This window comes from Paenibacillus sp. GYB003 (assembly GCF_036577625.1).
In the GTDB taxonomy this organism is placed as follows: domain Bacteria; phylum Bacillota; class Bacilli; order Paenibacillales; family NBRC-103111; genus Paenibacillus_AB.
In genome coordinates this window covers 161,630-175,232 of the sequence record NZ_JARBDC010000008.1, presented here as the reverse complement: position 1 = coordinate 175,232, position 13,603 = coordinate 161,630, and the positions used below count along the sequence as shown (strand labels likewise).

Here is a 13,603-nt window from a genome sequence, read left to right as displayed (position 1 = left end):
GAATGCTGTCGAAAAAGCGGTAATACTATAATAAGCCATACTGCCGACATTTATGTCTTCGGCAAGCATGGCTTTTCGTCGTTTCGTATCAAGCTTGGTCGACCATATACGGCTTGAATTGAATCGGCAGCGTCACCGTAAACGTCGAGCCGACGCCGAGCTCGCTTTCCGCCTTGATCGTGCCGTTATGCGCTTCGACAAGCGCCTTGGCGATGCTGAGGCCGAGGCCGACGCCGCCGCTGAAGCGGGACCGGGATTTGTCCGCGCGATACAGCCGGTTGAAAATGTAAGGCAAATCTTGCTCGCTGACGCCGATGCCGTTGTCCTCGCAGCGAATGACGGTCCATTCGACGTTGTAGGAGACGCGAATATGGACCTGGCCGCCCTCGGGCGTATATTTGATCGCGTTGGAAACGATATTGGACAGCACCTGCACGATTTTGTCGCGGTCGACCTCGGCGTAGCACGGAACGTACGCCGGCTCGAACGTCAGCTTGATCCCTTTGCTGCGCGCAAGCGGCAAAAAATTGGAATAGACCGCTCTCGCCAGCTCGACCATGTTCGTCCGGCGCGCATGCAGCGAAAACCGGGCGCTTTCGGCTTCCGACAGCCGTTCGAGGTCGTTGACGAGACGCGACAGACGGATCAGCTCGTCGTAAATGTCCTGCAGCCGCTGCGAGTCGGCCTCGTACACGCCGTCGATAATCGCTTCGATCTGCGTCAGCAGCGTCGTCAGCGGCGTCCGCAGCTCGTGGGTCAAATCCTCCATCAGGTTGTGACGCCAGTCTTCCTGCTTTTTCAGCTCTTTGACCATTTCGTTCAGCGTCGAAGCGAGTCTCCGCACCTCTTCGGGGCCTTTTATCGGCAGCTCGACGTCCCGCTTGCCTTTGCCGATCTGCGACGCGATCCGGTATACGTTATTCAGATGCTTCGACAGGCCGCGGGCGATCGCCAGGCTGAACAGCACCGAAGCGGTAACGACGCCGATCAAAATGAGCTTGGAGCGGAACTGGATCGTCTTCATAAATTCGGCATACGCGGGCTCCAGCTCGTTGTTGCTCAATATATATTCCATTTTCAAATAGCCTTGAACTTCGCCGCCCGCCGCATAAGCGACTTCGACGGCGTTTTTCGATTCCGCGCCCGATTTGGAAAAGGTGTCGAACCAAACCTCTTTGCGGTCTTTGCTCTCGTAGCGGATCAAAATGCCGTACAGCGCCGCGCGCCGCTGCAGCCAATGCCGCTGATCTTCGGTAAGCGGACCGCGCACGATGCCGTGATTGCGCATATCGTCCATGACGAGATAGCCGTTTTTTTCCAGCTGCGTATCGTTGAACCGGTAAAATAAATATTGCCAGTTCGTATTGTTGAGGAGCGAGATGAGGAGAACGAGCACGACGGAATAGAGCAGCAAACTGATAAACAGAATGGAGCTCATTTTGCGAAAATAGGCGATCAGCTTGCTCATCGTTCGGGCTCGTCGGGCTGCATCGAAAATTTGTAGCCGGTGCCGACGACGGTGACGATGTACAGCGGGTTGCTCGGGTCGGGCTCGATTTTTTTGCGCAAATTTTTCACGTGCGCGTCGATGGCCCGGCCGTCCCCTTGAAAGCGATATCCTTGAACCGTATACGAAAGATCGGCTCGGCTGTATACTTTGCCCGGCTTGCGGATCAGGACGGACAGCAGCTTGAACTCGGTAGCGGTCAGCGGCGCTAGGCGGCCGTCGGTCATCACTTCGCGAGCCTCCGTATCGACGACGAGCTTGCCGCCGTAAAAGCGAATGATTTTCTCCTCGTTGTTGTCCCGCTTGACCGGCGCGATGCGGCGAAACAGGGCATAGATGCGGGCGATCAGCTCCTTGGCGCGGAACGGCTTGACGATGTAGTCGTCGGCGCCGAGGTTCAGCCCGTTGATCGTATCGATTTCGCGCGATTTGGACGTGACCATGATGATCGGAACGTTCGATTTCTCGCGGATGCGGGCGCACACTTCCTCGCCGGGCAGCCCTTCGAGCATCAAATCGAGAATGATCAGGTCGTGCTGGTGATAATCGAATTTTTGTACGGCTTCGATCCCGTTCGAAGTGTAATCCGTTTTCCAGCCTTCTTTCTCGAAATAGGCGATGAGTACGTCGCGGATTTTCGGCTCGTCTTCGACAATCAGGATATGCACCGGACTTCCTCCTAAAACAAGTTTCGCATTGAATCCATATTCATTAAAAATTCAACGGCGGGAGGATAAAATCCTCCCGCCGCTCGCTTCCAGATTCAAACTATTCGACCAAGCCCGTACGCTCGACGCCTTCGACGAACCAGCGCTGCGTGAACATGTAGAGCACCAGCGGGGGCAAAATGATCAGGAACGAGGACGCCATCTTCAGCGGCTCGTCGAAGATCGACGGACCGAATTCGGCGGCCTGCTGCGTAAGAACCGCGGAAATTTGCGAGATGCCCATCGACAGCGGCACTTCTTTGACGCCGTTCAAATACATGCTCGGCAAGTAGTAGTCGTTCCACGTCCAAACGAACGAGAACAGGAAGACGACGAGGATGGCCGGCTTGGCGAGCGGCAGCATAACTTTGTAAAAGATGCGGAAGACGTTCGCGCCGTCGATTTTCGCCGCTTCCTCCAGCTCCTTCGGCTGCGTGGAGAAAAACTGGCGGTAAATGATGACGAACAGCGCGCCCTTCAAGCCATGGCCGAACAGCGCCGGCACGACGATCGGGATATACGTTTTCATCAAGCCGAGCTGGCTGGCTGCGATCAAGTTCGGCAAAATGATAACTTGCGTCGGCACGATAAACGTCAGGATGAGGCAGAAGAACAGCGTCCGCTTGAACGGAAATTCGAGCCTGGCAAACGCATAACCGGCGATTGCGCACGAGACGGTTTGAAACACCGCTATCGAGAGCGACAATATCGCGCTGATCGTAAACGAGCTCGGGTATTTCAGCTTCGTCCACGCGTCCTGCAAAACGCCCGTATAGATCGCTCGCGGCACCCAGCTTACGGCGGGGTCGAGCAGGTCCGCCGAGTTTTTGACCATCGTCGTGATCATGAACAGGATCGGGTTCAAGTAAATGTAGGCGACGTCGATCAGGATGAGGTAGATGAAGGCGCGGAACAGAAGCCCTTTGTCCGCTTCCTTGCCCAGCACCACGTAGCGGGTACGGGTAAGCGCCAATCTCCAATCCAGCTTGTCGGCACGCCTCGTTTTCAAAGCCGTAATCAGTCGGGTCACTGGCTTTCCTCCTAAGAGCTTTTGCGAAGCAAAAGCTGGCTTCGTAAGCGTTAACCGAGCTTTTGCGAAGCAAAAGCTGGCTTCGTAAGCGTTAACCGAGCTTTTGCGAAGCAAAAGCTGGCTTGTATTTCATATTCCCGGCCTTTGCGAGGGCAAAAGCCGGGATGTCGCGAGCCTTTCCGTCAGCGTGAGGCGCCGAGGCCGGACGCCTTCTGCACGCGCTGGAAAATCCAGAGCACAATGCCGAGAAAGGCGAGAATGATAACGAAGTAAATCCAGGCGAGCGCGCTCGATTGACCGTAGTTGCTGCTGTTGACCTGAGTCAAAATCGGGTTCGTCGGGAACGTGAACAGGTCGACCGTCGTGTAAATGAGATTGAGCAATATAAACGGCGTCATGCCGGGCAGCGTAATTTTCCAGAACACTTCCCACGGCGTCGCCCCGTCGATCCGGGCGGCTTCGTAAACGGACGTGCCGATCGTTTGCCGGCCGGCCAGGAAAATCAGGATTTGCACCCCGGAGTACCAGAGAATCAGGACGAACGAGCCCATGACGGTTACGATCGGGCTGGCCCACGTCGCCGACAGGTTTTGCGAGACGAGCGACGTGATGTTGTACCGCTGAATGAAGCCGAGATCGCCTTCGCCCTGGTTCATGAATTCCCGTACGACCTGCCCGGTCGTGAAGATGACGGGCAGGAAGAAGATCGAGCGGAACAGCGCGCGTCCGCGAAACTTTTGGTTCAGCATGATCGCGACGAGCAAGGAAAAGATAAGAATGATCGGGATCATGATGATTGTTTGCCGGAGGAACGGGAACAGCTGGTTGTAAAGCAGCGCGGCGTTCTCGAGCATAATGTACTTGTAATGCTTCAAACCGACCGGCGTTATCTCGATCCCCGTACCCAGTATCCGCACTTGGTGAAAGCTCATGTAGAGCGAATAGCCGAGCGGGAACAACATAAACGCCAAAAATCCGAAAGCCCACGGGGCGATAAACAACGATCCTTCCAGCTTGCGAATCGTTTGACCCGACAGCCTGCTTTTTTTGGTCGTCACCGTGCCGTTCCTCCTTTCACGATCAAGTAGTCCTGCGGCTTAACGGTAATTCCGCCGCTCGAGTACGTCGTGTTGCCGTAGTTGACGATAATGCGTTTGCCGTTCGAATACGTCGTTTCCTTCACTTCGGGCGCCAGCGTACGGTGATTCACGATGAATTTGTTTTGCACGTCGCCGAGCGCTTCGTTCATTTTTTGGTACTGCTGAAGCGCTTCGGTTTCCCAGCCGCGGTAATCCGGACTGTACAGGTGAAGCTCGTCGGCGTTCTTGAAGTCTTCGGCGTTCTCGGCGATGAAGATGAACGAGAGCGCGGAGCCGTACTCCAGGTCGCGCAAAAATTGCTTCTGATACTCCTGCCGTTCGTTCACGTGCTGCGACGTATAGTTGACGAGTCCGTGCAGCGCGATTTGGATGAACGGGATCGACGTTTCGGAGAACGAGTCGTACGAGTAGTCGTCGATCAGCTGGTCGATCGTATTGAGATAAGGTACGGCGAACGTGGCCGATTTGGAGCCGCGCAGCTCGAGCGAAGCGTCCTTGAACTTCTGCATGATTTCCTGCTGCTTTTTCCGGCTTTCCTCGCGGCTGAACGGAAAGTTCGTATTATAGTCGCTGTTGACGGAGCGGCCGAACCCTTCCGACGAGAAGCCGACCGTACCGAACAGGACGCCGTCCGCGCCGAGCTTTTTGAAGTAAGGGATCTCGCGATCGACCACTTTGTCCAAGTAGCCGAGGCTGACGATCGTTTGGTCCTTGTACAGCACCGTGCCGCCCAAATCGCGCAGGCCGTGCTGTCTCCGGTTAAAGCCGCCGGCGTTCGTATTGTTGAACATGTAGTTCGTGCCGAGATAAACCGGAATGTCGTACATATGGGCGAATTCGATAAACTGCTTCATGCCTTTCTCGCCGCCGAGCCGGCTGTCGACCGGAAGCGGGGCGCCGAGGTCGCTGTAGCCGCCTTCGGCCCATCCCAAATAGTTGACGACCATGTTGTCGATGCCGAGACCGTACAGCCGCTGAACGATTTTCATCGCGTCCGACGTCGTCGTCGCTTTCAAGTAAGCGTCGGTAATGAGGCCGTTTTGGCGTTCCGCCCCGACGAGATTGACCGTGAGCGGCAGCTTCGTTTCGTTTTTCGGCTTGATCGGCTGCAGCTTGTATTTGTCCATCAAATATTGACGGTACCGTTCCGCCATGCCGACATAGTTCGCTTTCGGCTTGTCGAGCATAATGTAGCGGACGGCGCGGTCGCCGGTAAACCGTTCTTTTTTGTTGTACGTAATGAAGAAGCGGTTTTTTTGCTCGTTCGTCACTTGCTTGTAGGTCGAACGGTAGTTTTGCTGGGCGGTGATCCAGTTGTAGCCGCTGAATACGCCGGACGGCGAAGCGACGACGTCGGACATTTCCGCACCGTCTTCGATGACCGACAGGAAGCCTTTATCGGCCGATTTGGCGCCGAATACCGGCATCATGATCGGATGGCGCGACTGCGGTTCGTCGTTCGCCTTGAACGAGACGTCGGCGCCGTAAACGGGCTCCTGGTAAATCCGGTTGACGTTCGTCGAGTGCTGGCTGTACGGAATCAGCGCGCCCGAGCCGTCCGGTATGAACAAGTACCCTTCCTGGCCCGTCGAATGCGAGGCGCCGAAAAACGGATACAGCCGAATCCAGATGAGGCTGAGCGAGCCTTCCTTGATGCCGGAATCGATAATTTTCGTTACGACCGAATCGCCTTCCAGCTTGACTTCGATCGGAATCGTGAATTGCTTGGACGGCATGTCGAACGTCAGCTTGAAGCCGCCGTCGATATTGGCCACGTCGATAATTTTCCCCTGCTCATCGAGCAGGTTCGTTTCTTTCGGCTGCGTCACTTTGCCCGTCAAGTCGATATAGCGCAGCATGACGGGGGAGCGGAGATGGTTTCTCCAGGTCCCTTCCTGCTTCTCGTTCAGCCATTGTTCCGGATCGGGATACGACCGCCAAACGTTGCCGTTGCGTTTGTCGACGACGTTGAAATGGCCGGTCTTGGCGTCGAGCTTCAGCTCGAGCTGCCCGTTTTGGGCGACCGTCTTGAAGTCGGCTTCCTGCGGCAGCTCCGCAAGTCCCTTCTCCACCTTGACGGCGCCCACGTTGCCTTGTTGGGCCTGTGCGACGGCTCCGCGGTCAAGCGAGCTTATATCGAGTCGCGTAACGACGAACAGAAGCAGGGCGATGATCAGCACGGTCCATATCCAAACCGATACCGGTATTCGTTTGAGCAGCTTCACCGCAGCCTCACCTCCTGGTACACCTCATAGATGAAGTCTTTCAAGTCGCTGCTCAGTCCGAGAACGACGAGGGCCAAAATGGCGAGCGTCATGAAGGCGACGATCGTCAGGAAAATGTTCATGATCGTTTCGCCGACCGAGTAGTTTTGCAGCGATTGGATTTTCCAGAACACCATCAGGCCGGTCCAGATGTAAAGCACGTTTTGCAAGAAGTCGAATATCGCCTGCTCGGACAGCGTCATCGCGTTGGAGATGATCGCGAGCGGAATGCCGATCAGCACGAGCGGAATGAGCGCATAGGCGCTGCCGACGAATACGTCCTTGAAGCGGCCTTCGCCGCGGTAAATCGAGCTGACCAAGTAGTTGGAGACGACCCAGCCGAGCCAGATGAGCGCGTATTGCAGCAGCAGGCCGATAATGTTCACTCGGCGAACGTCGACCATGTTGAACGAAAAGCTCGTGTACAGCTTCAAAATGATTAGCGTCGCATAGGCGAGCGCGAGCAGGATGAACGCTCCGGCGTAGCCGCCTTTATTTTCGAAGCGCAGGGCGGTAAACCCGTCGATCGGATGCTTCAGCATGTAGAACATATGCTTGAACTGCACGATAAACCGGTTCGTCGACCGCTTGCGGGTGCGCCACGCTTTGCGCCATTTGGCCGAGCGGGTCGCCCGTTCGAAGACGGCGAGCAGGATGACGACGATGACGATGGTGGAGGCGAACAGCGAGAAGTGGCTTTGGAACCACTGCAGCCGGATTTGCCAGAACGCGTCGGAGTAGCCTTTATGATCGTCGCCGCGCTTGAACAGCTCGAGCGCTTCCTGATAGTTGCCCTGCTTGTAGGCCGCTTTCGCGAGGCCGAGAATGGCCGGTGCGAAGTTGGCGTTCAGGCGGAGCACTTCGCGCCAATGCGATTCGCTTTCCTCGTACCGTCCTTGCAGCGTCAGCTTGTTCGCTTCGTTTACTTTGATGCCGAATTCGGACAAGCGGAACAGCTGGATGACGCCTTCCTGTCCGTCGAGCAGGAACAGGTCGTTGCGGGAGTTGGCGTCGACGGCGACCGGGTTTTTCATGAGACCGAGCTGGGTCGTGTTCGCCGAAGACGGGCCGGCCCAGAAAAACAGCAGGTTGCCGTTCGCGTCGTACTGGTTAATATACTTGTAAGAAGAGTCGATCGCCGTCATGTTGCCGTTCGAGTCGATGGCGATGTCGATCAGCTGCGGCGTCACCTGGCCGCCGGTCGCGAACTTGATGTCGAAGCGCCGTACTTCGCCGAACGCTTTGTTTTCGAGCAGGTTGAGCCCTTTGATGCTGAGCTTTTTGATCTGCTCGGTTTTGATCCCTTGGCCGGCCGTCGTCGTGTACATGAACCCGTCGTGGTCGACGGCGACGCTGCTGATCGCGCCCGGCAGCTTGCTGATTTCGTTCGCGTACATTTGCTTCGTGTACAGCAGCCGCTTCATCGCGTCGAGCGGCGAGAAAATCGTTTTGTTCGCTCCGTAGAAGCTTTGGAAATTGCCGTCCGGATCGAGCTGGAGAAGACCTTGGTAGCCGCCGAGCACGGCGATGTACAAAAATCCGCGCTTGTCGACGACGAGTCTCGTCGGGTCGTACTTGAACGATTCCGGAATATACGGGGAATCCGGCTTCTTGTAATCTCGGATGAACTTGCCGTCCTTGTCGAGACGGACGACCCGCTTGTTGCCGGTGTCGGCGACATAAATGTCCAAGTTGTCCGTGACGAATACGCCTTCCGGCTTGTTGAACGCGCCGCCCGTATCTTTATCCAGCGCGATGAACCGTAAAAATTCGCCGCTCGGGCCGAATTCGACGATCCGGTTGTTGCCGGTGTCGGCGACGTAAATATGGTCCTGCTTGTCGATGAACAAATCTTTCGGGTTTTGCAGCGGCGACGCTACCGTTTCGCCCGGTTTGTCCTTGTTCGGGATCGACAAATCTTTGCCGAAGATCCCTTCGGGCGTATAGGCCGGCTGCGTCCATATAAGGCGTCCCTGCTTCTCTTTCGAGTTCGTCCAGTAAGGCACTTCCGCGAAAGCGGCCATCGGCGCGAGCGCCGTGGCGGCCAGCATCAGGACGAGTAGCGTCAGGATCCGCCGACTGATTCTTGATTTCATGGTCAGACCTCCGATGGTTTCGTGTCCTTTATTTGATGCCGGAATGCGCCATGGTGGCGATAACTTTGCGTTGGTAGAACAAGAAGAACAGCAAGTTCGGCAAGAACAGGATGAGAGCGGCGGCGGCGGCCGCGCCTTGCCTTGCGACGTTGTTGACGGCGCCGGTCGTAATCGTGCTCAGGAAGAACGGGAACGTCTTCATCGATTCGTCCTGCATGAACAGGCGGGACGTTTCCGTATTGCCCCATGCCGCCTGGAACGTCAAAATGGCGACGGTCGCCACGGCCGGCATGACGGTCGGGATGACGATCCGGTAAAAGACGGTGAATTCCCGGGCGCCGTCGATTTTCGCCGCCTCCAGCAGCTCGTTCGGCACCTGGTCGACGAACTGCTTCATCAGGAAGACGCTGACCGGAGCCGCCAAGTGCGGCAGCAGGTGGCCCAAATAATTGTTCATGATGCCGAGATTCGATGCGACCAAGTAGCGCGGAATACCGACCGTTTCCGGCGCGAACATCAGCGTGAGCAGAATCGTCGCGAACAATATTTTATGGCCCGGAAACTTGTGCTTCGACAGCGGGTAGGCGCACAAGGCGCTGACGATGACGACGCCGATAACGGTCAGGACGGTCGTCACGATGCTGTTGAACAAGTAACGCGTAACCGGCACGACCGACGAGCTGGACAGAACGAACAGCTCCCGGAAGTTGTTGAACGTCGGGTTTTCGACGTACGGCCGCGGCGGAACGATGAACAGCTCCTGGTACGGCTTGAGCGACTGGGCGAAAATGAACACAAGCGGTATAAGCATGAACAGCGACAACAGCGTCAGGAAGACGTACAGCACTTTCTGGAACGAATCCGCCCTGTCGAGCCGGTTTCTTCTCTTGGTCCGTATGGCCGCGAAAAAGCGCGTGACCGGGTTACTAGCGAGGCTAGCCATCATTCATCACCTCGGGATCCGAATAACTTATGTCCAAGCTTGTTGGCGAGATACATCATGACGAGCAAAAATACGGATATCGCCGAGGCGTAGCCCATCTCGAAGCGAATTTCCCCGTAGTCCTGAATATGGCTCATGAGCACGTGGCCGGAATATTGCGGCGTCGGGAACTGGCCGGAAAGCTGCTGCCCGATTTCGCCCGCTTTAAACGAGCCGACGATGGCCATAACGGCGCTGAACAGCATTTGCGGCTTCATCGACGGAATCGTAATGTACCATATTTCCTGCAGGCGGCTTTTTACGCCGTCGATGCGGCCGGCTTCGTACAGCTCCTTGTTGACGTTCAGCACGCCGGCGAGCTGGGCGAGGAAGCCGACGCCCATACTGGACCATAAAGTGACCGCGACCATCGAGCCCATCAAATATTTGGCGTCCGTTACCCACAGCACCGGCTTGTCGATCAAGCCGAGACTGAGCAGCACGCTGTTGATGTAACCGATCCGGTCGCCCATCAAGAGCGGAACCCAGACGGCGGTCATCGCCGCCCCGGCGACGAGCGACGGGCTGTAAATGATGAGCGCGTACACCGTGCGCGAATAGTTCGGCAGCTGGGAGATGAGCCAGGCCAGGATGAAGGAGGCGATATAGCCTCCCGGTCCGACCGCGAGCACGAATTTGATCGTGTTCGGCAGCGCGTTTTTCAGGAAAACCAAATCCTGCGACAGCAAGTACAAGTAGTTTTGCCAGCCTACGAAGCGGGGCGGCTGCAGCGCGTTGAAATACGTAAAGCTGAGCAGGATCGCCAGCACGACCGGTATAAAGATGAACGCCAGGAAGCAAAGGACGAACGGCGCGATAAACAAATACGAGAGGCGGTACGACCAAATCAGTTTCAAATACGCATTCAGACGTGTACCGAATCCGGCGTTCCGGTTTTTACTGAGGGGTACCGTCATTCCGGCTTCATTTTGGGACAAATCGGTCAACCCCTTCCCACGGTTTGGTGACTTGCGGCAAATCGAGCGTATGCAGTATCGTTCCGTCCGGCGCGATAAATCCGAATTCCTGCGCCTTCCGCACCATTTCGCGATCGATGTTGACGAGGCCTTCCTCCAGCGATTCGCGATAGTTCATGCCGTCGACGACGGTTCGGTTCCAGGCGTTGTTCAGTTCCCGCGGAACGAAATACGCGCCCGGCGGGTTCGGCATTTCTTTGTACCAGCGCCACTGCTCGAAGATGACCTTGAGATCTTCCTTCGGCCACGGCAGGCGGGAGAACGCTTCGATATTGGCCGTATTCCAGCGGAACATGACGCCGTAGAACGATTCCAGGTCGGAGCCGTACCGTTCCTGCACCTCGGCGGAAAGCAGCCATTTGAGGAACGTCCACGCTTCCTCTTTTTTCTTCGAGCTTTTGTAAATGAAGCCTGTCGTTTGACCGCCGGAAGACCAGCGGGCGACGGTGCCGTCCGACTGCTTGAAGCCCGGCAGCGGGGCGATTCCCCACCAGCCCGTCAGCTCGGGCGCCGCAACGGCAAACTGGATATACGAGTTGAAGTCGGCGATGCCGATCGGCATGGAGCCTTTCCGGAAATGCTGGTAGAAGCTCGGCACGCTACGTTCGAGATCGTAAATGTTGAACAGGTCGGTCCATTGCTTGAAGCCTTTGAACGATTCCGGCGTATTGAGCGCCGTGCTGAGGCCGTCTTTGTTGAAAAATTCGGCTCCGTTCTGATAGACGAACGTAATGAAATCGCCCGTAGGCACGTAGAAGTTGTAGCCGCTCTGCTGCAAGGTCGGCAGCATGTTGTAGACGTCGTCCCACGTGTCGGGAACTTTCAAGTTCAGCCGCTCCAAAATGTCTTTGCGATAAAAGAGCACTTTGAACGACTGCGTTTCGGGAAGGGCGTAGTAGCCTTTGTCGTAATAGAACGGCAGCAGCGCGCCCGGCGCGAACTGGCTGGCGACCTGCTGGAAGTCCGGGAATTTGCTCAAATCTTCGAGCGCGCCCCGCATCGCGAAGTCGATCGATTTGTCCTGCGGCTGGCCGAGCGCGACATCCGGCGAGATGCCGGCCGCGTTGGCGTAGATGAGCAGGTTTTCGTCGGGAAGCAGGTTCACCTTGACTTTAATGCCCGTCTGCGGCGTAAACATTTCGTTGCTCAAATCCTGCAGCAGGTTGACGTAGTCGCGAGGACGGTTCACCCATACGTTCAGGGCGGTGTCGGACAAGTTCGTCAAATCTTCCTTCTTGATGAAGGAGCGGAAGAAGTTCATGACCGACGCGCTCGTTTTTTCGAAAAAGTTCGCTTCCAGCCTCGGCGTGCTCGCGGCGGCCGGAACGACATAAATTTGATCGAGCTGCAGCGGCGATTTGATCAGCGTTTCGCGGATGGCGCCGACTTTTTCCTGCAGCGCGGAAATGTCGTCCATATAATACGGGATTTCGTTCGGATATTTCAGATAGTTGTCGATGTCCCGGATGGCGTTCAGCAAAATTTGCACGTTGTTTTCGCGGCGGCCGTTCGCCTTCATCATATCGTCGGCCATCAGCTGCATTTGCTGGCGGATCGTCTCGAGCCGTTTCGGCAGCTCCGGAAAATCTTCGTCGATTTTCCACGTCCGGTTTTTGTCGACGACGTTGCCCGTGAGCGCCTTCAGCTCCGCGGTCAGCTCGCGCAGCTGCGAGGTCGCCAGCTCGGACTCGATGATGACCGGCTGGAACGGCTCGATCGTCGCGGTCATCGACAACGTGTGCTCGCCTTTTTCCAAGTAAAACTCGTACGGCTTGCCCGCTTCGTCGGACAACGTTACGCCGACCCATTTGATGTCGTAAGGGAATTTGTAATTGAGCAGCTCCTTGAACGGCACTTTGCCGTCGATGGCGATCGTGCGGAACGTCGCCATGTTGGAGATCGTGTTCTGCTTGGCGCGCATCGAAATTTTGTAGCGTCCGCTTTCCGGCACGTTGAACGACCAGGTCACGGTTTGCCCGCCGGTTTGCCAGCGCGAACCGCCGACCGTGTTGAACGTTTCGTGCTTGCCGGCGGCCGGGGTCGAGAGCGCGTCCTTGTCGACGACCATCTGGATGGCGGCGTCGTTTTTCAGCGTCATGTTCTCCGCCTGGAATTGGACGATTTCCTTGGCGTTGCCTTGACCTTCCGGCAGCTTCGAGGCGTACGTCTTGTAATCGACGATCGTTTCGGGCGCGGTCAGCGTCAGGCCGCTGATGGCGATCGGTTCGCTGCCGGAGAGCCGGATCGTATGCTCGCCTTGCGGCAAGTACCATTTCAGCGGCTCGCTGTACGCGCCTCCGTTGTCGCGGAACGGCTCGTTCAGCCAGCGGTCGATCGAGAGCGATCGCGGACGGACGTCGTCGCCGTTTTCGTCCTGCTTGACGGGAAGATCGTCCTTGAACAGCTTCCGGAACGTGATCGCGCGCGCTTCCCGGAACGGGAACTGGCCGTCGATCGAGACGGAGAGCGAAACCGGTCTCCGGTTCAAGCCGTTCGAATTCGGATTGTACGGATAGTACTGCAAATTCATTTGATACAGTCCCGGTTTGTCGACCTTGACCTTGTACTCGACCCAGTTGTCGCGGTCGCTTTTCCAGAGCAGCACTTTGTCCCGGCCCTGGAACGAGCCCGTTTGGGCGAGCTGCGCGGGAGCTTGGGCGGAAATGTCGGCCCCGGCTATCGCAATGGTGCCGCTGCCGTTCGCGTACCCTTTCTGCGTCCAGTCCGCGAGCGTTTGGGCATAGAACGGTTCGAAGTTGTTGATCAAGCCGCCTGCGGCGATGGTCGATCCGGCGGGTTTGGCCGGAGCCGCGTTGTCGGCGGCATATACCGCTTTCCCTAGGTCGCTTTGAACGATGCTCGGGCCGGCTATCATGGAGGCGGCCAGCACGATCGCGACGGCGGCGCGTTTATGGTTGTTTCGGCGACGTTGCAATGGAG

At 56.7% G+C, this 13,603-nt stretch carries 9 protein-coding genes; all 9 read right to left on the bottom strand.

The genetic code is table 11. The features are described 5' to 3' along the window. Positions 1-88 precede the first annotated feature (88 nt). A complete protein-coding gene (locus PV407_RS06110) occupies positions 89-1,468 on the bottom strand; it encodes a sensor histidine kinase (RefSeq protein ID WP_332089002.1) in 1,380 nt (459 codons plus the stop codon). Continuing rightward, on the bottom strand, positions 1,465-2,175 hold the full coding sequence (locus tag PV407_RS06105; RefSeq protein ID WP_332089000.1) for a response regulator transcription factor: 711 nt from the start codon (positions 2,173-2,175) through the stop codon (positions 1,465-1,467). The genes PV407_RS06110 and PV407_RS06105 overlap by 4 nt, the downstream gene beginning before the upstream one ends. 100 nt (positions 2,176-2,275) lie before the next feature. After that, on the bottom strand, positions 2,276-3,244 hold the full coding sequence (locus PV407_RS06100; RefSeq protein WP_442951629.1) for a carbohydrate ABC transporter permease: 969 nt from the start codon (positions 3,242-3,244) through the stop codon (positions 2,276-2,278). A gap of 182 nt (positions 3,245-3,426) precedes the next feature. Next, on the bottom strand, positions 3,427-4,302 hold the full coding sequence (locus PV407_RS06095; RefSeq protein ID WP_332088999.1) for a carbohydrate ABC transporter permease: 876 nt from the start codon (positions 4,300-4,302) through the stop codon (positions 3,427-3,429). Then, positions 4,299-6,569: a DUF5696 domain-containing protein gene (locus PV407_RS06090; RefSeq protein ID WP_332088998.1), complete on the bottom strand. Its 2,271-nt coding sequence runs from the start codon at positions 6,567-6,569 to the stop codon at positions 4,299-4,301. Before PV407_RS06090 ends, PV407_RS06095 begins: the two co-directional genes overlap by 4 nt. Then, positions 6,566-8,704, bottom strand: a complete 2,139-nt coding sequence (locus PV407_RS06085; RefSeq protein WP_332088997.1) for a YIP1 family protein — start codon at positions 8,702-8,704, stop codon at positions 6,566-6,568. Before PV407_RS06085 ends, PV407_RS06090 begins: the two co-directional genes overlap by 4 nt. A 28-nt stretch (positions 8,705-8,732) precedes the next feature. After that, entirely contained in the window at positions 8,733-9,647 is a 915-nt protein-coding gene (locus PV407_RS06080) for a carbohydrate ABC transporter permease (protein WP_332089016.1), read from the bottom strand. Next, positions 9,647-10,603, bottom strand: a complete 957-nt coding sequence (locus PV407_RS06075) for a carbohydrate ABC transporter permease (RefSeq protein ID WP_332089015.1) — start codon at positions 10,601-10,603, stop codon at positions 9,647-9,649. Before PV407_RS06075 ends, PV407_RS06080 begins: the two co-directional genes overlap by 1 nt. A gap of 7 nt (positions 10,604-10,610) precedes the next feature. Continuing rightward, the gene (locus PV407_RS06070) at positions 10,611-13,598 is read right to left on the bottom strand and encodes an extracellular solute-binding protein (RefSeq protein WP_332088996.1); all 2,988 of its coding nucleotides are present in this window, start codon (positions 13,596-13,598) and stop codon (positions 10,611-10,613) included. Positions 13,599-13,603: the final 5 nt, after the last annotated feature.

Excerpts from the sequence above, each read along its gene's own strand:
- PV407_RS06110 (WP_332089002.1), bottom strand. The coding sequence starts at position 1,468 with ATGAGCAAGCTGATCGCCTATTTTCGCAAAATGAGCTCCATTCTGTTT.
- PV407_RS06085 (WP_332088997.1), bottom strand. The coding sequence starts at position 8,704 with ATGAAATCAAGAATCAGTCGGCGGATCCTGACGCTACTCGTCCTGATG.
- PV407_RS06080 (WP_332089016.1), bottom strand. The coding sequence starts at position 9,647 with ATGGCTAGCCTCGCTAGTAACCCGGTCACGCGCTTTTTCGCGGCCATA.
- PV407_RS06075 (WP_332089015.1), bottom strand. The coding sequence starts at position 10,603 with ATGACGGTACCCCTCAGTAAAAACCGGAACGCCGGATTCGGTACACGT.